Here is a 19,989-nt window from a genome sequence, read left to right on the forward strand (position 1 = left end):
CGGGGCCCAGGTCCAGTCTGTCGACAGCTCGCCTCCCACAGACGCTGGAAATGCCCGTGCTCCTCCCCTCAGACAGAGATCGTCCGGATTCTGCCCGCCACCGGTCCGAACGAGCTGCATGTGGCCCTGGCCGGTGACCTGGACTACGAGGTCGCGGACTCACGGTCCTGTTGCAGATCCACCGCAACGCCGGCGGGAACGGCATCCTGTTCTCGACAACACCGGCCCGGCGCTGCGACGTCTGCTCCCCCTCACCGGCACCCACGAGCACCTGACGACCCCGGGCGCCGGACTCTCCGATGGTGCCGAAGCCGCTTCGGAGAACTGAACAGCACCCCCGCGCCGCGAACTCGCAAGGCCCCGAGCGTGCGCCGCCAAGAACGGGGTAGACGCCGCTGCGTCGGCCCGGGCCGACGATCGCAGAGGTCGCCCGACTGGGAGAACAGATCATGACGACAACCGTGCACGCTGTCGCTGAGACCACCACAGGCCTGCCGGACATAGCGGACCCCTCGAAGGTGGCGCCCCAGGACGCGCGGGAGTTGTCGAAGCTGTTCTTCGGCCAGCTCGCCGTACTGGAAGAGGGCACGCCCGAGTACCAGTACGCGCGCAACACACTGATCGAGATGAACATGTCCCTCGTCCGCTACGCCGCCGGCCGGTTCCGCAGCCGCGGTCCGGGCGAGATGGAGGACATCGTCCAGGTCGGCATGATCGGTCTGATCAAGGCCATCGACCGGTTCGAGCTGACCCGTGAGGTCGAGTTCACCTCCTTCGCGGTGCCCTACATCGTCGGAGAGATCAAGCGGTTCTTCCGCGACACCTCCTGGGCCGTGCACGTGCCCCGGCGCCTGCAGGAGGCGCGTGCCCAGCTGACCCGCGCCACCGAGGAACTCCGCAGCAGGCTGGGCCGCACGCCGACCACCAAGGAACTGGCCGAACTGATGTGCCTGCCGGAAGAGGAGGTCCGCGAGGCCCGTCTGGCGTCCAACGGCTACAACTCCGCCTCCCTGGACGCGGCCATCAGCACCGGCCAGGACGGCGAAACGGTCCTCGCCGACTTCATCGGCACCGAGGACACCGCCCTCGAACTCGTCGAGGACTTCCACGCCCTGGCCCCGATGATCGCCGAACTCGACGAACGCGACCGGCAGATCCTTCACTGGCGCTTCGTCGAGGAACTCACCCAGAAGGAGATCGGCGAACGCCTCGGCTGCTCGCAGATGCACGTCTCGCGCCTGACCGCCCGCCTCCTGGCCCGCCTGCGCGACGGCATGCTCACCAACGCCTGAGCTTCAGCGTGCCCAGTCGTATGCGCGGCAGGGGAGGATCCCGGCCGAGGAGGACATTTAGTGGAGCAAGCGTCAGTACGGGCGGTGGGCTGGGCCCGCTCGATGCCGATGAGTGCCGGTCCCAGGGCGGCGCGCGGCTGGGCGCGCGAGCATCTGGAGACCCTCGCGACCGCCTTGGCGGCCGGGGCATGTTCCTCGTCGACGCCCTCGCCGACGACTGGGAGGCCCGCCCCTGTCCCTATGGAAAGTCAGTCACCGCCTGCTTCTGCCTGCCACCCGCGGCGGAGGACACCCGCGGTCAGCCCGCGCTGACGGACCATCCGGAGCACGCAGAGTGAGCGGACAACAGGACGGCGACGGCCGAGGGGTAGGAATGACCAGCACTCAGGACATGACGGAGCCCGCGGATCGCATGGGCCGCGGCAGCACCCCTGACGAGAGAGCGGTGCGGATACGGCGCCGGCTGGAACGCCTCATCGGCATCGCGGCCACCGAGGGAAACGCGCTGGTGGCCCTTCGCAACGGTGACGAGATCTTCCCGGCGATGCTCGACGCCATCCGCTCCGCCCGGCACACGGTGGACATGATGACGTTCGTGTACTGGAAGGGCGACATCGCTCGCGAGTTCGCGCACGCACTGGCGGAACGGGCCCGGGCCGGGATCCGGGTGCGGCTGCTGCTGGACGGCTTCGGCAGCCGGCTGATCGACAAGGACTTGCTGACGGAGATGGGCCGGGCGGGCGTGCAGGTGGCCTGGTTCCGCAAGCCGCTGTACCTGTCACCGCTCAAGCAGAATCACCGCTGCCACCGCAAGGTGCTGGTCGTGGACGAGCAGGTGGCGTTCACCGGCGGTGTGGGCATCGCCGAGGAGTGGTGCGGCGATGCCCGCAATCCACAGGAATGGCGGGACACCCACATTCAGGTACGCGGGCCGGCCGTGGACGGCATCGCGGCCGCGTTCGCACAGAACTGGGCCGAATGCCACGACGAACTCTTCGACAACCGCGACCGGTTTACCAGCCACCGCCCGCAGGGCGAGGCGGTCGTGCAGGTGGTGCGCGGTTCGGCCAGCTTCGGCTGGCAGGACATGCAGACCCTGATCCGAGTGATGATCGAGTCGGCTGAGGAGCGACTCCGGCTGGCCACCGCCTACTTCTCCCCGGACGGCTACTTCATCGAGCTGCTGTGCGCCGCTGCCCGGCGCGGGGTGGACGTGGAGATCCTGCTGCCCGGACCGCACACCGACAAGCGGGTCTGCCAACTGGCCGGACAACACTTCTACGAGGATCTGCTTGCCTGCGGGGTCAAGATCTACCAGTACCAGCCGACCATGATGCACGCCAAGGTCATCACCGTGGACCGCACGGCATCCCTTGTCGGGTCGACCAACTTCAACCGGCGCTCCCTCGACCACGACGAGGAAGTCATGCTCGCCGTCTTGGACGATGACTTCACCGCAACCATCGATGCCCATTTCGAGGCGGACATCGCTGCCAGTGAACGGATGCGGGCCGGGCAGTGGAGAAAGCGCTCCGTACTGCAACGGGCCCGCGAAGCTGCTGTCCGGTCCGTTCGCCGCTACCTCTAGCTGCCGCTGAAGCTCGGGAGCCAGCGCTTCGTCCGGGTCGGCAACCTCGTCTCGGCGAGTAATCCTGGTAGGGCCTGTTCCATTGGCCTCCCAACGGTCGGAATCGAGGCTGATCAGCTGTGCCATTGGCGCACTCATTGGCTCGACAGTTGAGCCAGTGGGCCCCCAGGTGGTTATCTATGCCCTATCCATGTACTTGCGGCGCCGCGTAGCGCTGGACGGCGACGAGGCCGGTCCAGACCGCGGTGCCTTCGTCTTGCCTGCCTGTCGTCCGCCACCCCGGACGAACGTGGGTGGGGCGCGTACCACTGCAAGGGGGGCGGCGCACCGCCGTGAAGAGGATGTTCGTGGCTCCGGACCCAGGGCGCTTGAGGCTGCGGAACGCGACCCGCGCGGTCATCGGTGTCTCCGCCGCCGTCGCCGTTTCCGAGCTCTGCGGGCTGTCGCTCACCGCATCGATCACCGCAGGACTCGCGGCACTGCTCGCCCTCTTCACGGTCACCGATGCGACCGTCCGTGACCAGCGGATCACCACCGCCCTGCTTCCCATCGCGGGATTCCCCGTGCTGGCGCTTGCCACCGCATTGCACGGCATCACCTCGGCCCGTGACGCCGCGTTCCTGGCCGTCGTCTTCTGTGGGGTCTATGCCCGCCGCTGGGGCCCGCGGGGCCATGCGCTCGGGATCTTCGCGTTCATGAACTTCTTCATCACGCAGTTCCTGCACGCGGTTCCCGCTCAGTTGCCCGAGCTGTACACCGCTGTGGGCCTGGCCCTCTCCACGGCCGGCGCCACGCGCTTCGTGCTCTGGCCCATCGAGCGTCACACCCCACCTGCGGCAACCCCGCCGGCCCTGCCCGGCCGCGGGTTGGCGCGGCCCACCACCCGGCAAGCCTTCCAGGCCACTGCTGCCTCGACTCTCGCGCTTCTGGTCGGACAGCTGCTCTCCGAGGAGCGCTGGTACTGGGCCGTCGGTACTGTCTGGTGGATCTTCGTCAACACGGCTTCTCGCGGCGAAACCCTGGTCCGCGGTTTCCGCCGGGTCTTCGGAACCGTGATCGGCATCGCCATCGGTTTGCTGGTCGCCATCCCGCTGCATGGCGCGCCCGCGCCCACCGCCGCCCTGGTCGCCGTCTGCGTCTTCGGCATCTTCTACACCGCCGCCGTCTCCTACTCATGGATGATGCTGGCGGTGACGGTGATGGTCAGCTTGCTGTACGGCCTGCTGGGCGTGCTGGACCCCAGCCTGCTCGAGCTCCGTCTTGCGGAGACCGGTGTGGGCGCGCTGTGTGCCGCGCTGGCCGTGGCTCTCGTCTTGCCGGTCACCACGCACGCCACGAACGATGCCTGGATCCGGCGGGCACTGCACTGCGTCCACGCTGCCACGGCCGAAGCGACCGCTCGCCTCGCTGGAGATCCGAAGGGCGACCCTGCCCCGCACGCCGCCGAACTGGAACTGCTGCTCGGCCGGGTACGGATGGCTCTTGCCCCGTTGATGCACCCTTTGGCCCCCTTCCGCGCCCGGAAAGCCCGTGCCCGCCAGGTCATCGAGCTGCTCGACGACTGCGCACGCGAAGTGCGGGGTCTGGTGTCCATTGCCGCTGATCCTGTCGCGTCGCACGACGCCCGTCTGGCCGCCGCCTGCTGGCGCGTCGAGGGAGCGGTGGCAGCACTCACTGTCAGCGACCTGGGGGGCAGGCGAGTGGCGTCCGTCGGCGGCGAGATGCCTCAGCAGGACGAGATGGAGTCGGCCCTCGTACATCTGCGGGGCTTGGAGAAGGCTCTGTCGGAGCTGGCCATGCCGCTCGGGTCCTCTCCGCGCCCTCCGCTTGTCCCTTCCTGAACGGTGCTCCGCGCGACCGCTGGCCAGCGCCCCGCTCTGCCAACCCTCCGCCGAGACGGGCGTCGGGGCGCTCGGCGCCGCACTCGCCGTGATCCTCGTCCTGCCCGTCACCACCCACAGCGTCACCGACGCCTGGATCCAGCGGGCCCTGCGCGGCGGGCGCGGCATGTGCTCGCCCTCCTCGACGACTGCGCCCGGGAGGTCCGCGGCCTGGTCGCCGTCGCCGCCGACCCGGGGGCCTCCCACGACGCCCGCCTGGGCACCGCCTGCCCGGCGCGTGGAGGCCGCGGTCCAGGCGCTCACCCAGGGCGGCGACGTCCTGGTCCAGCCGGACGGACCGTCCGCGACGGAGCCGGTCCTGGCTCATCTGCACGGCCTGGAACGGGCCCTCGCTTAGCTCGCCAGGCCGCTGCGGACACCGCGGGCTCCCCGTTGGTCGGCGCCTGAGCGACTCGTCGGCACCTGAGCGACGAGCCGCCGCACCCTCTTGACCCGTTGGTCTAGACCGCGCATGATCGACCGCGCGGTCATTCCGGACGGCTCAGGGACGAAAGGGCACAGCGATGGCGGACGGCAGCAGGCGGCGGGCGTTCATCGGGTCGTTCACGGCGGCCGGCGGCCCCGGCGTCGTGACGGCGGCCGTCGATGCCGACAGCGGCGCGCTGACCTTCCTGAGCAGCGTGAACGTCGTCCCCGACCCGGCCTACCTCGCCCTCGCGTCCGACGGGGACACGCTGTACGCGGTCAGTGAGACGGCAGCGGGCGCGGTGGCCGCGTACCGCGTGACGGGGGACAAGCCCGAGCCGGCCGGACCGCCCGTGCCGGTCGACGCCGGCGGGCCGACCCACCTCGGTCTGTACGCCGGACACGTCCTGACCGCCAACTACGGCTCGGGCAGTGTCACCGCCGTCCCCGTCCGGCCCGATGGCACGCTCGCGAGGTCCGCCTCCGGCGTGCTCCAGCACACCGGAGGGGGACCGCACACCCCGCGCCAGCTCGGGCCGCACGCCCACCAGGTGCAGCCCGACCCGAGCGGGCGCTGGGCCGTCAGCGTCGATCTCGGCACCGACTCGGTGCGGGTGTGCACGCTGGCCGACGGTGCCCCGGTCCTGCACCGGGAGACCGCCCTGCGGCCCGGCTCCGGGCCCCGCCACCTGGCCTTCCACCCGGACGGCTCGTACGCCTACGTCGTCAACGAACTCAGCCCCTCCGTCACCGTCTGCCGCTGGGACGCGGCGGAAGGCGTGCTGACACCGCTGACCGAGGCCCCGGTCCTGCCGGGCGCACCGGCGCGCGACGCCTACCCCTCGGGGATCGCCACCTCACCCGACGGCCGCTTCGTATGGACCGCCACCCGAGGCGAGGACGTCCTGTCCGTGTTCGCCGTCGAGGGGGAGGACCTGCACCTGGTCACAACGGTGCCCTGCGGCGGCCACTGGCCACGCGCCCTGACCGCGTCCGACGGCTTCCTGTACGTGGCCAACGAACGCTCAGGCGATGTGACCTGGTTCGCCACCGACCCGCGCACGGGCGTCCCGCGACGAGGGGGCTCGATGAGGGTGACGGCGGCGTCGTGCGTGGTCATCGGCTGATCGACACCCCTACGGCGAAGGCCCGCCCCGAACCGGAGCGGGCCCACTCAGTCATGCACAGGGCGCGTCAGCGTGCCGGCGTCTGCTGAACCTGCTGCGGCGTGATGCCCAACGCCGTCGTGTACTTCGCCAGCGCCAGCTTCCCGATCGCCGGGTACGGCCCGAGCGACTCCGCCGCGGAGCAGCCCGCCTCCTTGGCCGCCTCCTCGACCAGACCCGGCTCGATCTCCGGGCCGATCAGATACGGCGCGAGGGCCAGCTGCTGTGAGCCCGAGGAGCGGAGCTGCTCGGCGACGGACGCGATGGAGCCCTCCTGGTCCAGGGCCGCGGCCATGACCGGCACCGCCAGGCGCGCGGCCAGCAGCATGCCGGTGATCCCGGCCGCCTGCACGGCCTCGTCACCGCCCACGGAGGCCAGGATGATGCCGTCCGCGGCGGTCGCCACGGTGAACAGGCGGGCGCGGTCCGCGCGGGCCAGACCGGCCTCGGAGAGCCGCACGTGCAGCGCCTCGGCGAGCAGCGGGTGCGGGCCGAGGACATCGGTCAGCTCCGCGGCGATATGGCTCTCCATGACGGCCTGGCGGACTCGGCGCAGCAGCGCGCTGTCCGGGCCGGCGAGCAGCGGCACGACGACGGCGACGGGCCCGTCGGGCTCCCGGACGTCCATGCCGGCGGCACGCGCCTGCTCGAAGCGTGCGGTGCGCTCCTCGGCGGCGTGCGCGAGCACGGCCTGGAGCGTGAAGAACTCCGCGTTGTCCCCGTCGAGGTACCCGATCCGGGCGTCGAGGCCGGGCAGCTCGGAGCGGGCGATGCTCACGACCTCCTCGGCGAGGCTGCGCGTGGCGCTACTGGGCGTGCCCGGCACGGCGAGGACGAGCGCGGGCGCGCCCTCGGGAGCCACCAGCGGCTCGGGGCGGCGGTGCCGTCCCGGCTGGCGGGGTCGCGGCATTCGTACTGGCAGGCCGGACTCGGGTCCAGTGGGGGAACTCATGGCGCCGCATGTTACTGGTTTCCTGGGCTCTCCTGTTCGGGGAGGGTGCAGGTGAGCGGTATACGTCCGGTTTTGTCTGATGAGTTACGTACGGATTGAGTTACGTACGGATCATGAGGGTCGGATTATTCACCCGAAAGGGTTGTCACGGACAGCATCGTCCCGTCACCCGGCAGCGTGAGGGCACCGGTGCTCAGCTCGGTCGCCAGGCGCACGGAGCCGTGCAGCGGGTCGCCCTCGGCCGGTACCCGCTGTGCGTGCGGGAGCCGCCGCGCCAGTTCCTCGTCCACAGGCCCGAGGAGCGGATCGCCCAGTCTGAACAGGCCGCCGGTGACGGCGACACGGGGCTCGCCGCCGGAGGGGCACACGGCTGCCGCGGAGTCGGCCATGTGCCGTGCGGCCGCGCGCAGAATGCCCGCCGCGACGGGGTCCCCCTCGGAGCAGGCGGCCACGTGGGGTGCGAAGGAGGCGAGGACGGCGGGCCGGTCCGGCCGCGGATACAGCCGACCGGGCAGCCCGGCCAAGGGCCCGAACACCTCCTCGGCGCTCGCCAGCAGCGAGGCGGAGCCGCCCTCGCGCCCGTCATGGGCGCGCAGCGCCGCCTCGAGACCGGCCCGCCCGATCCAGGCGCCGCCCCCGCAGTCGCCCAGCAGATGCCCCCAGCCGTCCGCGCGACGCCAGCCGGTCAGGTCGGTGCCGATCGCGATCAGACCCGTACCGCCGGCGACCACGGCACCGGGGCGCGGCCCGAGGGCACCCACGTACGCCGTCACGGCGTCGGCGGCCAGCGCGATCCTCCGTACCCCCAGCTCCCGGGCCAGGGCACCCGGCAGTTCGGCGCGCAGCGCCTCACCCAGGGAGGCGAGCCCGGCGGCGCCGATGACGACAGTGGTCAACCGCACCGGCCCGGCCTCCGCGGTCAGCGCGCGCACCAAGGGCATCAGCCGGGCCATGAAGTGCTCGGGGTCGATGCCCCGGTCGCCGCCCGTGCGGACCGGTTCCGCCGACTCCCGCCGGGCCAGCGGCCCGCGCCCGGCCGTTCCCAGCACGGCCCGCAGCCCGGACCCGCCGGAGTCCACGGCGAGAAACCCGGATCCCTCCGACGCTCCGGTCACGGTCACTGGACGCAACGGGCTCCCCTCCTTCTCGGAAGGAAGAGCGTAGCCCCGAGGGCGGCGTACGGGCGTGAGGGGTTCTGTGCTTGTGCGGGGACCGGTTGTGTGCCAGTAGGGTGACGCGCTGTGGCACCACGACCCTTGCATGAACTTGTCGAAGCGGGCTGGGCGAAGGCCCTGGAACCTGTGGCCGAACGTATCGCCGTGATGGGGGACTTCCTGCGGGCCGAGATAGCGGCCGGCCGGACCTACCTCCCGGCCGGGGCGAATGTCCTGCGGGCCTTCCAGCAGCCCTTCGACGACGTCCGCGTCCTCATCGTCGGCCAGGATCCCTATCCCACGCCGGGGATGGCCATCGGGCTGAGCTTCGCGGTGGCGCCCGAGGTGCGTTCGCTGCCGGGCAGCCTGGAGAACATCTTCCGCGAAATGCATACGGACTTGGGGCTGCCCCGTCCGTCCAACGGCGATCTGACGCCATGGTCGCAGCAAGGGGTGCTGCTCCTCAACAGGGCGCTCACCACCGCCCCGCGCAAGCCCGGCGCGCACCGGGGCAAGGGCTGGGAAGAGGTCACCGAGCAGGCGATCCGGGCCCTGGCGGGTCGCGGCAAGCCCCTGGTGTCCATCCTGTGGGGGCGTGACGCGCGCAATCTGCGGCCACTTCTGGGAGACCTCCCGGCGATCGAGTCGGCTCATCCCTCGCCGATGTCGGCGGACCGCGGCTTCTTCGGTTCGCGTCCGTTCAGCAGGGCCAACGATCTGCTGCTGCGGCAGGGGAGCGCGCCGGTGGAGTGGCGCCTGCCGTAGGCCGCCCGGGGCGTTCCTCATGATGCGGCGCGCACAGGACATTCAGGGGCGCCATCGGAACCCGAAACGGAGCCGCGGCCCGCGCCGGGCAGCACGCCGTCGAGGGTTCCCGCGGGCAGGACCTTGGTCGAGTTGTGCTCGCGGACGATCCGCCAGCCGTCCGGCGTTCGGTGCCAGACCAGTGAGGTCGTGGTGCGGATGTCCGTGGCGCCGTCGGGCAGGGTGATCCGCGCTACGAATGTCAGGGTGGACGCGGCCAGATCGTGGCCCGCGATGACGTGCGGGCCGTCGTCGACGGCATGATGCGCGGAGACCATCGCGCGAAAGCCGGGCTCCCAGATCGAGCCGTAGCCGGCGGCTGTGGTCGCCACCCGCTGATCGGGGTCGAAGTCGTCGTAGAGGCGGACGTCCGGAGAGCCGAAGTCGTAGAACTCGCCGAAGGTGCGCCGGAAGTCGAACGGCGCGTCCCCCGCGTTGCGTTCCCAGCCGAACACCACCGGCCGTGCAGGTCCGCGATCAATTGTTCAGCGTTCATGACTCGACGCTAGGGCCGTGGGCGAAAGCCAGGGAGGGTCCGTCACTCCCACCCACGCCGTGCCCGCCGGTCGCGTGCCAGCATGATCGCGGGCACCGCGGCGAGGACGAAGAGCACTCCCGCCATCGCGACGTAGAGGTACACGCCGGTCGCCGTGCTCACGGGGGCGCCGTCGGCGGAGGTCCCGGGAACAACCGTCGCCTTGAGCACCTCGCCCCCGGCGAAGTTGAAGACGACCGAGCCGAGGGCGAGTACGACCGACACCAGACCGGCGATCGTGCCCTGCCGCTCCGGCGCTTCGATGTCCGTCGCCAGGTTGTAGCCGGAGGCGCCGATCGCGCCGGCGGCCATGCCGAGCATGGCGCCGCAGGCGACCGCCAGCGGAAGTACCGATACGCCCGCCAGCATCGCGAAGGTCGCCACCGTCCCGACGGCGATGCCGCCGAGGAGGGGCAGTGCGGGACCGAACCGCCCCGCGATCCATCCCGCGCAGGTGCCGCCGATCACGATGCCGAGATTGGGTGCGGCGAGCAGCACCGCGACCGCCTCTCCGTCGCCCAGCCCGTACCCGAGCCCCAGTTCGGAGGGGACCTGGGCGATGATGCCCGTCAGCTGCAGCATGCTCCGGAAGGAGCCAGCCGCCAGCACCAGGGCCAGCAGCGTCAGCAGGATCGGGCCGCTGAGGCCCCGGATGTCGATGATGGGTTCGTCGACCCGCAGCGCGAGGAACGCCCAGCCGGCCAACGCGGCGGCACCGGCAGCCAGCAGCGTGAGCATGCCCGCGGACAGCCATCCGAGGTCGGCCCCGAGGCTGGTGTAGGCCAGTACCGCGCCGAGGCCGCCGCCGAGCAGGAACGCCCCGCCGACGTCGATCCGGCCGGTGCCGCGGATCGGCGACTCCGGGATGAAGGACCGCACGCAGAGCGCGGCCGCCGCGGCGAGCAGCGCCGCCACGATGAACACGCTCCGGTAGCCGAACGCATCGATGACCGGCTGCATCAGGAACGGCTCGATGATTCCGACGATCGACGAGCCGGACGTCACGAGCCCGACCAGGGCCATCGCCACCCGCGGGGTGCAGATCTGGCGTGCGAGGGCCACCGTGAGGAAGACCGCGGCGAAGGCGGCGCCTTGGAGGAAGCGCCCCACCAGGAAGACCCAGACGTTGGGGGCCACGAGGCAGACCAGCGCTCCCGCGCAGGCGAGGAGCAGCGTGGCGATGAGGATCCGGCGCTTGCCTAAGATGTCGGAGCTCTTGGCGAGCAGCGGTGACCAGATGGCCCCGGCCAGCATCGCGCTCGCGTTCAGCCAGGCGGCCTGGTCGGTGTCGAAATGCTCCAATAACTGGGGCAGGACCATCATGGGCGAGCCGATGACCACGTCGGCCAGGACGTTGGCGAGGGTGAGAACGGCCGCCCAGAGGATGAGCTGCCTGCTCCAGCGTTGCTCCTGGGCGCGAGGGGCGGGCTTTTCCAGTGTGTCGTTCACTCTGCGTTCTCTCCAGCGCGTCGGGGGGTGGTCTGCTGAGGGCCGTCGGGCGTTGTGCGCATCCCTCGCAGCGCCTCGTTGCGGGCGGCGATGGCGGCCCAGGTGGTCGGCAGCATGCGGTCGCGACCGCTGTGGACACGGTTCTGGGCGAAGGTGACGTACGGGCGCTGCCGGGCCTCGTACCGTGCGAACGCGGCGGTGTGGTCGTCGCCGCACCGTTCGAGTTCCTCGGCGAGGAAGCGGGCGCCGGTGAGCGCGAGTGAGGTGCCCCGGCCGGACAGGAAGGCCGGGCTGTACCCGGCGTCCCCGACGAGGGCGACGCGGCCGCAGTGCCAGGAGGGCAGGTGGATCTGGCTCGCGGAGGTGAAGTAGAAACCAGGATCGGCGAGGGCGGCATCGAGCAACTCCGGTATCCGCCACGACCGGTGGCCCGCGAAGGCTTCGACGAGGATCTTCTTCTGGGACTCCAGGTCGTGGTGGTCGTAGTCGATGGGCTCCGAGCGGAACTGGAAGACCGCGACGGCCTTGCCGTTGTACCGGAAGACGCCCGCCATTCGACTGGGGACGTTGTAGATCGAGTTGGCGCCTTCGGACAAGGCCTCGCCGGGATGGTCGGCGAGGGCGAAATAGACACCCAGGTGCCGGAGGTAGTCCTCCTCGGGCCCGAACACCAGCCTGCGGACCGCGGAGTGCTGGCCGTCGGCGCCGAGCACCAGGTCGTACCGCCCGGTGCGGCCCGATGCGAAGTGCACATCGACACCGGCCCCGCTCCCGCCGCCGTCGGTCAGGGTCTCGATCGAGTCGCCGAAGCGGATCGACGCGGTGTCCGGGAGCGCTCCGGCGAGGATGCGCACGAGGTCCTCGCGGAGGAGCTCGATGTCGTCGTCGGAGTCGCTGATCTCCGCCATCGGGATCCGGGCCACCGGCTCGCCCGCGCTGTCGACGAACTGGGTGCGCTCGGACATCCGGACCCGTTGCTTCTGGATCTTCGCGAGCAGCCCCATTCTGTCCACGGCCTCGATCGCGTCACCGCGGATGTCGATGGGTGTGCCGGTGAGCCGGAGCTGTCGGGCGTACTCGACAACGGTGACGTCATGGCCGCGGGTGCCTAGCTCAAGTGCGCAGGCGAGCCCGGCGATACCGGCTCCGGAGACAAGGATCTTCACGTGGGCGCTCCAGGTTTCGCTGAGGTGGGCGACACTTAAAGAAACAATCTGTCGCTTTTAGCAAGCTTACTTACCACCGGCTTGCACCGCAACGCCGCACCTGACGACAATCGGCACCCGAGCAGAGAAACAGGAGGTGAGCGCGGCGATGGCCGACGGGACCGCTGACCGGTCGCCCGCGCGGCGCCCCGGTGGCCGCAACGCCCGGGTGAGATCGCAGATCCTCGCCGCGACGGTCGAACTCGTGGCGCGCGACGGCATCGCGGGCTTCCGCTACGAGGAGGTCGCCGAGTTCGCCGGCGTGCACAAGACCAGCGTCTACCGCAACTGGCCCGACCGTGAGGAACTGGTGGTCGAAGCCCTGGTGCGCTACGCCGAGGACCTCGCATCGGTCGCCGACACCGGCGACATCCACCGGGACCTGGCGGACTTCCTGCTGGCGCTCGCCGGTGGCCTGGAAACGCCGTTCGGCCGGACCCTCGAACAGGCCCTCCAGCCCGCCCGCCAGAGCGCAGCCGTCGAAGCGCTGACCAAGATCCTCGACCAGCGTGTGGCCGCCCTGCGGCGACGGGTGGACACCGCCGTCGACAGGGGCGAACTTCCCCCGGTCGACAGTGGCTTCCTCGGCGAGATGATCTCCGGCCCGGTGCACCTCATCGTCAATCGCGGCATGCGCCCGTTCACCCGCGCGGACGCGGAGCGCATCGTCTGTGTGGTGCTCGCCGGCATCCGGGCCACGGCATCACATACCTGAGCGCCCGTCATATAGATGCTCAGCGGCCCCCGCCCGGTCGCCGGGACAGAAGTTCGTGCGGGGCATGGCGGAAGGGCCGGCCCGCTACGCCGAGGAGCGCGAGCGGGCTCGGTGACGCCCAGGGCCCCTGGCTATCCGACGGTCGCGGCCCGCACGCACAGCACGTCCGGCAGATGCGAGGCGAGCTGCTGCCATGTGTCGCCGTCGTCCGCGGACGCGAACACCTCGCCGTTGCGGTTGCCGAAATAAACACCCGCCGGATCGCCGTCGTCCGTGCACATCGCGTCGCGCAGCACCGTGCCGTAGTGGTCCTCCTGGGGCAGCCCCGCCGAGAGGGGCTCCCAGCTCTTGCCCGCGTCCGCCGTCCGGTAGACGCGGCACCGGTGGTCGGCCGGGACCCGATCGGCGTCGGCATTGATCGGGAACACATACGCCGTGTCACCTCGGTGCGGGTGCGCGACCGCCGCGAAACCGAACGTGGACGGCAGTCCCTCGCCGATGTCCGTCCAGTGCGCGCCCGCGTCGTCGCTGCGGTACACACCCCAGTGGTTCTGCAGGTACAGCCGGTCCGGGCTCACCGCGTCCCGCGCGACCTTGTGCACGCACTGGCCGAACTCCGGGTTCGGGTCGGGCAGGAACACCGCCGAGACACCCGAGTTGGAAGGCGCCCAGCTCGCGCCGCCGTCCAGTGTGCGGAACACCCCGGCTGTCGAGACGGCGACCGTCACGGCCTTCGGATCGCGCGCGTCGGTGAGCACCGTGTGCAGCCCCTCACCGCCGCCGCCCGGCACCCACTTCGACCGGGTGGGATGCTCCCACAGGGGCCGGACCAGCTCGAACGTCTCCCCGCGGTCCTCCGAGCGGTACAGCGCGGCCGGTTCCGTGCCCGCGTACACCACGTCCGGCTCGGCGGCCGCCGGGTGCAGCTGCCACACCCGCTCCAGGGACGCCCCCGTGTCCTTGGGGAACTTGACGGCGGGGTGCGCCGGTTCGGTCCAGGTGCGGCCGAGATCGTCGGAGTGGAACACGGAAGGGCCCCAGTGCGCGCTGTCGCCTCCGGCCAGCAGCCGAGGGGTCGCGCCCCGGGTGTCGATGGCGACCGAGTACACGGCCTGCGCGTTGAAGTAGGGACTCTCGTCGAACTCCCAGGCGCCGCCACCCCGCCGGCGCCCGATGAAGAGGCCTTTGCGCGTGCCCACGGCGAGCAGTACCTCGGCCATGCCGATCACCTCCGCGGCGTCGTCTTTGACGCCCTCGTCTCTGACACCGGCCAGTCTGCACCCCACCACTGACAGTCACCTCTGGAACCGGCTCCGACGCAGGTCAGGCGGGTGTCGAGGGCCGCCGCGGGGGTTCGGCGGAGCGCGTGCCGGGGGCCGCCGCACGGGCCGGGCGGCGTGGGGGCCGTCACGCCGGAGTAGGTGCAGTGAGCATCCAGGGGCCGTCTTCCGTATGCAGAGGGCGGCGGGATGGTCATGCGCGCATGAGGAGGATGCCTTCGATGGCGTTACGAGGTCCGAAGGTGTGGCTGTGGCGCTGGCGGCGCAATCCGCTCAAGCGCCGCGCCGACAGGGTTGAGGCGTGGGTCGTGCTGGGCGTGTGGACGCTCACCGCGTTCGTCGGGATGCTGGCCGGCACGACGGTGAGCCGGTCCGTCGAGGACGGGCTGGCCCAGGAGCGTGTCGAGTGGCGGCCCCTCGTGGCCCGGCTGGACGAGCGGGCTCCCGGGAGGGCCTTGGAGAACGGCGGCGTGTCCCGTACCGAGCAGGTGTGGGCGAAGGCGACGTGGACCGCTGTGGACGGCTCCGCGCACTCCGGACAGCTGCGGGTCCCCGCGGGCAGCGCCGCCGGGACACCGGTCACGGTGTGGACGGACCCCGAGGGCCGCCAGGTGACCCGCCCCGTCACCGAGTCCCAGGCCCATGTGCGGGCCTTCCTGATCGGCAGCCTGGCGGGTATCGGCGCCGCGGCCCTGCCGCTCGTCGGCGGCCGGGCGCTGTGCCGCCGGCTGGAACGCGGCCGGATGGACCAGTGGGACGCCGAGTGGTCCCGCTTCGGGCCGATGTGGGGCCGTACGGCGGGGTGAGGCTCGGGGAGGCCGCCGACGGATCTCACCTACCCGTCTCCCACCGCGGCCAGCGCCTCTCGGCACACCCGCAGCAACCCCTCGTCCTCGTGGATGTCGTGGCTGCCGTAGCCGCGGGCGTCGGCCCGGTGCCGTCGCGGGGACGCGAGCTCCGTTCGGAGCAGGTCGTGCAGGGGCGCTCCCGCGGGCCCCAGGGCCGCCACGCACCCGGCGACCGTCGTGCGGGTGCGCGGATCCTCCGCCCACGCGGAGCGGAGGACGGGAAGGAGCTGTTCCGGCTCCCCGGCGATCCGCCACACCGCGCACGCGGCCGTGGCCCGCTCCCGTGCGTCGCCCGAGCCGGCCAGCCGCCGCAGCCCGGGCAGGGCAGGGCGGGCCGCCGGTCCCAGTCGCGCGAGCGCGTCCGCGGCGGCCGCGCGGCGCCGCCGGTCGCCGCCGTTGTCCGTCAACTCCCGGAGCAGCGCGGGCAGCACGGCGTCCGGCTCGCCCGTGATCGACCACAGCGCCTCCGCCGCCGCGACGGCGCGGTCCGTCTCCAGCAGCCCTCGCAGATCCGGTACCGCCTCGTACGCGGCCCTGCCGAACGCGCCGAGGGCACGGGCCGCCGCCCCCGCGACGGCGTCGCGCGGCCGCGGCCCGTCCGGCATGCCGCGCAGGAGGCGTGACACCGCAGGTATGGACTCGGCGTCGCCCAGCGCCGTGAGCGCCGACAGCAGGGGAGCGGCCCTCTTGTGTGTGTCGGGGCCGTCGAGCGGAACGCGGGCGAGCCGGCGCCGTAGAGCGGGAGCGAGCGGCGAGGCCGCCTGCCCCAGGTGGGGTATCGCGTAGCCCAGGTCGTCCGGCACGACCGGGCCCGCCAGCACCTCGGACAGCACCGGCGTGGCCCGTGGATCCCCCGTCCTGGCCAGGGCCTTGAGCGGCCCGCCCAGCGTCGGCCCGCCCCGCTCCCCGTGCCGTACGCGAAACTCGGGACGGCCGGTCACCAGCGCGTGGAGATGGTCCGCCGCAGGCACGGCCAGCTCGAAGAGCTCCACCAGGACGGCGACCGCCGCATCGTGCAACCGGCCTTCCTCGGAGCCCAGTTGGGCACCGATGAGGGTGACAGGCTCAGCGCCGCCGGTACGCCACTCACGGAACAGCCCGGCCGACATCCACACGGCGTTGCACCGGTCGAGGGGATCGGGGCTCGTCAACTGCCCGCACAGCAGGGCGACCCGGTCGGTGACCCGGCCGCCGAGCGCGGAGTGCAGCGTCCGCATCAGCTGGGAGCCCTCCTCGTCCGAGGGGCGCAGGCGCCGCAGCCGGTCGGCGAGCGTGTCCGGGCCGGGACGGTCGCCCGCGTGGCCCGTGCGGGTGTGCTCCCCGGATCTGTCCCTGAGCAACCGGACGACGGCCGGTACGAGATTGGCGGGAAGTAGCTCCGGCGCGCATCCGGCCAGCTGGCCGAGCGCTGCGAGCCGCAGCCCCGGGCCGTACGGGGGGCCGCTCAACTCCGCCAGCAGGTCCACCGCCCCGGAAGCGTGCTCCTGGTGCCGCTCCACGAACAGGCCCAGGCTCGCGGCCAGGGCGAGCAGAACCCGGTCGTCCCGCTCCACGGCGATCCGCTCCCGCAACAGGGCGAGCACCCGGGCCGGTGGGCCCAGGAACCGCACGAGCGCGCCCGGAGCCGCCCGGCGAACCCCGGCGTCCGCGTCCCCCGCGAGCCGCACGAAGACATCGGCACCCGCGTACAGCGCGGCACGGGCCCTCGCGGCGTTCTCTTCCGAGGCGCCTTCGTCACCTGCGATGTCGCCGATGCTGACGAGGAGTTCCACGACCCCCGCCCGGTCCCGCACCTCCTCCCGGACGGCGAGCGCGAGGAGGAACGGAACACAGGCGAGCGTCGCGTCGTACACACCTCCCTGGTGGTGCACGGCGCCGTACATCCCGTCGAGCGCGCTCTCTCGCTCGGCCGGGTCGGCGGAGGCCAGTCCCCGCAGTAGTCCGGGCACGTCCTCCGCGCTGCCGTACGCATGCCGCAGCGAGGCCCAGTCGACCTCGTCGATCCCCCTGAACACGTTGTCCTCCCCAGGCGAAGTACCAACTGACGGGGAGTCTGCACCACGGCACTGACAACGAAGCGGAATCGGGCGATGACGGTGCGCGATCTGTGCGCCCGTTGGCTGACGACAGCTCAGTCCCTCGCCGGGGAGCGGTGGTTCGGTCCCGTTCAGTCCCCGTCGGGCAGCGCGCGTTCCAGGATCGCGTCGAGGCCCGCCGTCTCCGGCAGCGTCCCGAACGTCTGTCCCCAGTCGCCCCCGAGCCGACTCGCGCAGAACGCGTCGGCGACCGCCGGCGGGGCGTGCCGGACGAGGAGGGAGGCCTGGAGCGTCAGGGCCATCTGTTCCACGAGCCGGCGGGCCGTCGTCTGCGACGCCTCGGGCAGCCGGTTCCTGAGCCGGCTCACCGCCGCGTCCAGCCGGGCGTCCGCGCCCCGGGCCAGGTCCAGCTCGCCGAACAGCGCCTCGGCGGTGCCCGGTTCGCGGCTCAGCGCCCGCAGCACGTCGAGGGCGTTGACGTTCCCCGAGCCCTCCCAGATCGACAGCAGGGGAGCCTCGCGGTAGAGCCGGGGCATGCCCGAGTCCTCGACGTAGCCGTTGCCGCCGAGGCACTCCAGGGCCTCCGCGGTGAAGGCCGGACCCCGCTTGGTCACCCAGTACTTGCCGACGGCGGTGGCGATCCGGCGGAACGCGGCCTCCGCCCCGTCCGCGTCGTCTCCGCGGACCGCCCGGTCGGCCGCCCCGGCCAGCCGCAGGGTGAGCGTGGTGGCGGCCTCGGACTCCAGCGCCAGATCGGCCAGCACATTGCGCATCAGCGGCTGGTCCACCAGCCGGGCGCCGAACGCGCTGCGGTGGCGCGCGTGGTGCCCCGCCTCGACGAGGGACTTGCGCATCAACGCGGCCGACATCATCACGCAGTCGAGACGCGTGCAGTTGACCATCTCGATGATGGTCTTGACGCCATGGCCCTCGGGCCCGACCAGCCAGGCCACGGTCCCGTCGAACTCGGGCTCGGAGGAGGCGTTGGAGCGGTTGCCAAGCTTGTCCTTCAGCCGCTGGATGCGGAAGGTGTTGCGGGTGCCGTCGGGCAGCACACGCGGCACCAGGAAGCAGGACAGGCCGCCAGGGGCCTGCGCCAGCACGAGGAACACGTCGCACATCGGCGCCGAGGTGAACCACTTGTGTCCGCGCAGGGTGTACACCCCGGGCTCGGCCGTCGGCGTGGCCGTCGTGGTGTTCGAGCGGACGTCGGAGCCGCCCTGCTTCTCCGTCATCCCCATGCCCGCCAGCAGGCCCCGCTTCTCCGTGGGCACCCGGAGGCCGGGCTCGTACTCCCGGCTCGTCAGCAGCGGCTCGTAGACCTTCGCCAGCTCCGGCTGCCTGCGCAGCGCGGGGACCGCCGCGTAGGTCATCGACGTCGGACAGCCGTGACCGGCCTCGGTGTGCCCCCAGACCAGTCCGCCGGCGGACCGGGCGACATGCGCGCCGGGCCTGTCGTCCGCCCAGGGTGACGCGGCCAGTCCCTCCGTGACCGCGGTGCGCATCAGGTGGTGCCAGCTCGGGTGGAACTCGACTTCGTCCACCCGGTTGCCGTACCGGTCGTGCGTGCGCAGCTCCGGCTCGTGACGGTTGGCCAGATCGGCCCACTCCTGGGCCTGGGCGCTGCCGGCCAGCCTACCCAGTCGGCGCAGGTCCTCCTCGGCCCACCCGGCACCCTCCCGCCGCAGCCCCTCCAGCAGGGCCGTGTCGTCGGAGCCGTCGTACGGGGGGAGGGGCGGGGCCTGGTTGGTGACGTCGTGCGTGGCGGGTCCGCCGTACGCATGCTGTTCGTCCGGTGTCGAGACCATACGCCGAGTGTTGCACCCTGGCTGCGACCGCAGCAATACTGCAACACCGAATGTCGCCGCGTACAGTACGTGACCATGCCGATGAACGTCCCGGCGCGGCCCGGCGCGCTCGACCTGCGCCCCCTGTCCGCGCGGTCGGTCGTACTGAGTCTGCTGCTCGGGACGCATCCCCCCGAACTGACGGCCAGGGAGCTCGTGCGGCTGCTGGAGGGCTTCGACGTCGGCGGCTCCACGCTGCGGGCGGCGCTCAGCCGGATGGTGGCCGCCGGTGATCTGCGGCGCACGGACACCGGCTACCGCCTCAGCGACCGGCTGCTGGAACGCCAGCGCCGCCAGGACGACGCCGTGCACCCTCGTACCCGCGCCTGGGACGGCGACTGGGAGATGGTCGTGATCACCGCGACGGGGCGCGGACCCGCCGAACGCGCCGACCTGCGGGCCCGGCTGGCCGGACTCCGCCTCGCCGAACTCCGTGAGGGGGTCTGGCTCCGGCCCGCCAACCTGGACCGAGCCCTCCCCGGCGATCTGGACCAGGTGTCCCAGCGCTGCACGGCCCGCCCCGACCGGCCCCCGCGCGACCTGGCCGCGTCCCTGTGGCCGCTGGACACCTGGTCTGCCACGGCCCGCGCGCTGCTCGGCCACATCGCCGACGTACACCGCCCCGCCGCTCGCCTGGCCGCCTTCGCCGCCGTCGTACGGCACCTGCTGGCCGATCCGGTCCTGCCGCCCGGGCTCCTGCCCGCCGACTGGCCCGGCGCCGAACTGCGCGTGGCCTACACCGGCTACCGGCAGGAGCTGATCGGGGAGGTCCGCGCGCGCGTGCGGGGCGCATGACGCGGACGGCCGTGCGC

The 19,989-nt window shown here is 72.0% G+C and carries 16 protein-coding genes and 2 pseudogenes; 10 read left to right on the forward strand and 8 right to left on the reverse strand.

Going from position 1 to position 19,989, the window contains the following annotated elements; genetic code table 11:
• Positions 1-449: 449 nt before the first annotated feature.
• The 6 genes and pseudogenes from ACWIF2_RS17370 (at position 450) to ACWIF2_RS17395 (ending at position 6,313) form a co-directional block, all read left to right on the forward strand.
• The gene (locus ACWIF2_RS17370; RefSeq protein ID WP_454361266.1) at positions 450-1,292 is read left to right on the forward strand and encodes an RNA polymerase sigma factor SigF; all 843 of its coding nucleotides are present in this window, start codon (positions 450-452) and stop codon (positions 1,290-1,292) included.
• A gap of 102 nt (positions 1,293-1,394) precedes the next feature.
• Positions 1,395-1,630 (forward strand): annotated as a pseudogene (locus tag ACWIF2_RS17375) (ATP-binding protein).
• 35 nt (positions 1,631-1,665) lie between these two features.
• Complete coding sequence (locus tag ACWIF2_RS17380) at positions 1,666-2,880, forward strand: phospholipase D-like domain-containing protein (protein WP_454361268.1); 1,215 nt, start codon at positions 1,666-1,668, stop codon at positions 2,878-2,880.
• 341 nt (positions 2,881-3,221) lie between these two features.
• Positions 3,222-4,721 (forward strand): FUSC family protein, encoded by a 1,500-nt coding sequence (locus ACWIF2_RS17385; RefSeq protein WP_454361269.1) that lies wholly within the window; start codon positions 3,222-3,224, stop codon positions 4,719-4,721.
• 49 nt (positions 4,722-4,770) lie between these two features.
• Positions 4,771-5,118 (forward strand): annotated as a pseudogene (locus ACWIF2_RS17390) (FUSC family protein); the annotation flags it as partial.
• Positions 5,119-5,284: 166 nt separating this feature from the next.
• A complete protein-coding gene (locus ACWIF2_RS17395) occupies positions 5,285-6,313 on the forward strand; it encodes a lactonase family protein (protein ID WP_454361271.1) in 1,029 nt (342 codons plus the stop codon).
• 67 nt (positions 6,314-6,380) lie between these two features.
• Here ACWIF2_RS17395 and ACWIF2_RS17400 read toward each other — a convergent pair whose 3' ends face one another.
• Positions 6,381-7,304, reverse strand: a complete 924-nt coding sequence (locus tag ACWIF2_RS17400; RefSeq protein WP_454361273.1) for a sirohydrochlorin chelatase — start codon at positions 7,302-7,304, stop codon at positions 6,381-6,383.
• Positions 7,305-7,429: 125 nt separating this feature from the next.
• Positions 7,430-8,434, reverse strand: a complete 1,005-nt coding sequence (locus ACWIF2_RS17405) for an N-acetylglucosamine kinase (RefSeq protein WP_454361275.1) — start codon at positions 8,432-8,434, stop codon at positions 7,430-7,432.
• 111 nt (positions 8,435-8,545) lie between these two features.
• Here ACWIF2_RS17405 and ACWIF2_RS17410 point away from each other — a divergent pair, with 111 nt between their 5' ends.
• Entirely contained in the window at positions 8,546-9,223 is a 678-nt protein-coding gene (locus ACWIF2_RS17410; protein WP_382487791.1) for a uracil-DNA glycosylase, read from the forward strand.
• A 17-nt stretch (positions 9,224-9,240) separates the two neighbouring features.
• Here ACWIF2_RS17410 and ACWIF2_RS17415 read toward each other — a convergent pair whose 3' ends face one another.
• The 3 genes from ACWIF2_RS17415 to ACWIF2_RS17425 form a co-directional block, all read right to left on the reverse strand.
• A complete protein-coding gene (locus tag ACWIF2_RS17415; protein WP_454361277.1) occupies positions 9,241-9,720 on the reverse strand; it encodes a YybH family protein in 480 nt (159 codons plus the stop codon).
• Positions 9,721-9,800: 80 nt separating this feature from the next.
• On the reverse strand, positions 9,801-11,246 hold the full coding sequence (locus ACWIF2_RS17420; protein ID WP_454361279.1) for an MFS transporter: 1,446 nt from the start codon (positions 11,244-11,246) through the stop codon (positions 9,801-9,803).
• Positions 11,243-12,412, reverse strand: coding sequence for an FAD-dependent monooxygenase (locus ACWIF2_RS17425; RefSeq protein ID WP_454361281.1), 1,170 nt, complete (start codon positions 12,410-12,412; stop codon positions 11,243-11,245). The genes ACWIF2_RS17420 and ACWIF2_RS17425 overlap by 4 nt, the downstream gene beginning before the upstream one ends.
• Before the next feature lie 148 nt (positions 12,413-12,560).
• On the opposite strand from ACWIF2_RS17425, the gene ACWIF2_RS17430 reads away from it, so the two are divergent.
• Positions 12,561-13,166 (forward strand): TetR/AcrR family transcriptional regulator, encoded by a 606-nt coding sequence (locus ACWIF2_RS17430; protein ID WP_454361283.1) that lies wholly within the window; start codon positions 12,561-12,563, stop codon positions 13,164-13,166.
• Between the two features lie 131 nt (positions 13,167-13,297).
• On the opposite strand, the gene ACWIF2_RS17435 is transcribed toward ACWIF2_RS17430, so the two are convergent.
• The gene (locus ACWIF2_RS17435; protein WP_454361285.1) at positions 13,298-14,455 is read right to left on the reverse strand and encodes a WD40/YVTN/BNR-like repeat-containing protein; all 1,158 of its coding nucleotides are present in this window, start codon (positions 14,453-14,455) and stop codon (positions 13,298-13,300) included.
• A 212-nt stretch (positions 14,456-14,667) separates the two neighbouring features.
• Here ACWIF2_RS17435 and ACWIF2_RS17440 point away from each other — a divergent pair, with 212 nt between their 5' ends.
• Entirely contained in the window at positions 14,668-15,252 is a 585-nt protein-coding gene (locus ACWIF2_RS17440) for an Rv1733c family protein (protein ID WP_454361286.1), read from the forward strand.
• Positions 15,253-15,281: 29 nt separating this feature from the next.
• On the opposite strand, the gene ACWIF2_RS17445 is transcribed toward ACWIF2_RS17440, so the two are convergent.
• Positions 15,282-17,309: a HEAT repeat domain-containing protein gene (locus tag ACWIF2_RS17445; RefSeq protein ID WP_454361287.1), complete on the reverse strand. Its 2,028-nt coding sequence runs from the start codon at positions 17,307-17,309 to the stop codon at positions 15,282-15,284.
• Between the two features lie 152 nt (positions 17,310-17,461).
• A complete protein-coding gene (locus ACWIF2_RS17450; RefSeq protein WP_454361288.1) occupies positions 17,462-19,138 on the reverse strand; it encodes a DNA alkylation response protein in 1,677 nt (558 codons plus the stop codon).
• Between the two features lie 75 nt (positions 19,139-19,213).
• On the opposite strand from ACWIF2_RS17450, the gene ACWIF2_RS17455 reads away from it, so the two are divergent.
• On the forward strand, positions 19,214-19,972 hold the full coding sequence (locus ACWIF2_RS17455; protein WP_454361289.1) for a PaaX family transcriptional regulator C-terminal domain-containing protein: 759 nt from the start codon (positions 19,214-19,216) through the stop codon (positions 19,970-19,972).
• Positions 19,973-19,989: the final 17 nt, after the last annotated feature.

It is taken from the genome of Streptomyces sp. NPDC055506 (genome assembly GCF_053643595.1).

Coding starts and splice junctions, on each gene's coding strand:
- ACWIF2_RS17370 (WP_454361266.1), top strand. CDS start 450: ATGACGACAACCGTGCACGCTGTCGCTGAGACCACCACAGGCCTGCCG.
- ACWIF2_RS17380 (WP_454361268.1), top strand. CDS start 1,666: ATGACCAGCACTCAGGACATGACGGAGCCCGCGGATCGCATGGGCCGC.
- ACWIF2_RS17385 (WP_454361269.1), top strand. CDS start 3,222: ATGTTCGTGGCTCCGGACCCAGGGCGCTTGAGGCTGCGGAACGCGACC.
- ACWIF2_RS17395 (WP_454361271.1), top strand. CDS start 5,285: ATGGCGGACGGCAGCAGGCGGCGGGCGTTCATCGGGTCGTTCACGGCG.
- ACWIF2_RS17400 (WP_454361273.1), bottom strand. CDS start 7,304: ATGAGTTCCCCCACTGGACCCGAGTCCGGCCTGCCAGTACGAATGCCG.
- ACWIF2_RS17430 (WP_454361283.1), top strand. CDS start 12,561: ATGGCCGACGGGACCGCTGACCGGTCGCCCGCGCGGCGCCCCGGTGGC.
- ACWIF2_RS17440 (WP_454361286.1), top strand. CDS start 14,668: ATGGCGTTACGAGGTCCGAAGGTGTGGCTGTGGCGCTGGCGGCGCAAT.
- ACWIF2_RS17450 (WP_454361288.1), bottom strand. CDS start 19,138: ATGGTCTCGACACCGGACGAACAGCATGCGTACGGCGGACCCGCCACG.
- ACWIF2_RS17455 (WP_454361289.1), top strand. CDS start 19,214: ATGCCGATGAACGTCCCGGCGCGGCCCGGCGCGCTCGACCTGCGCCCC.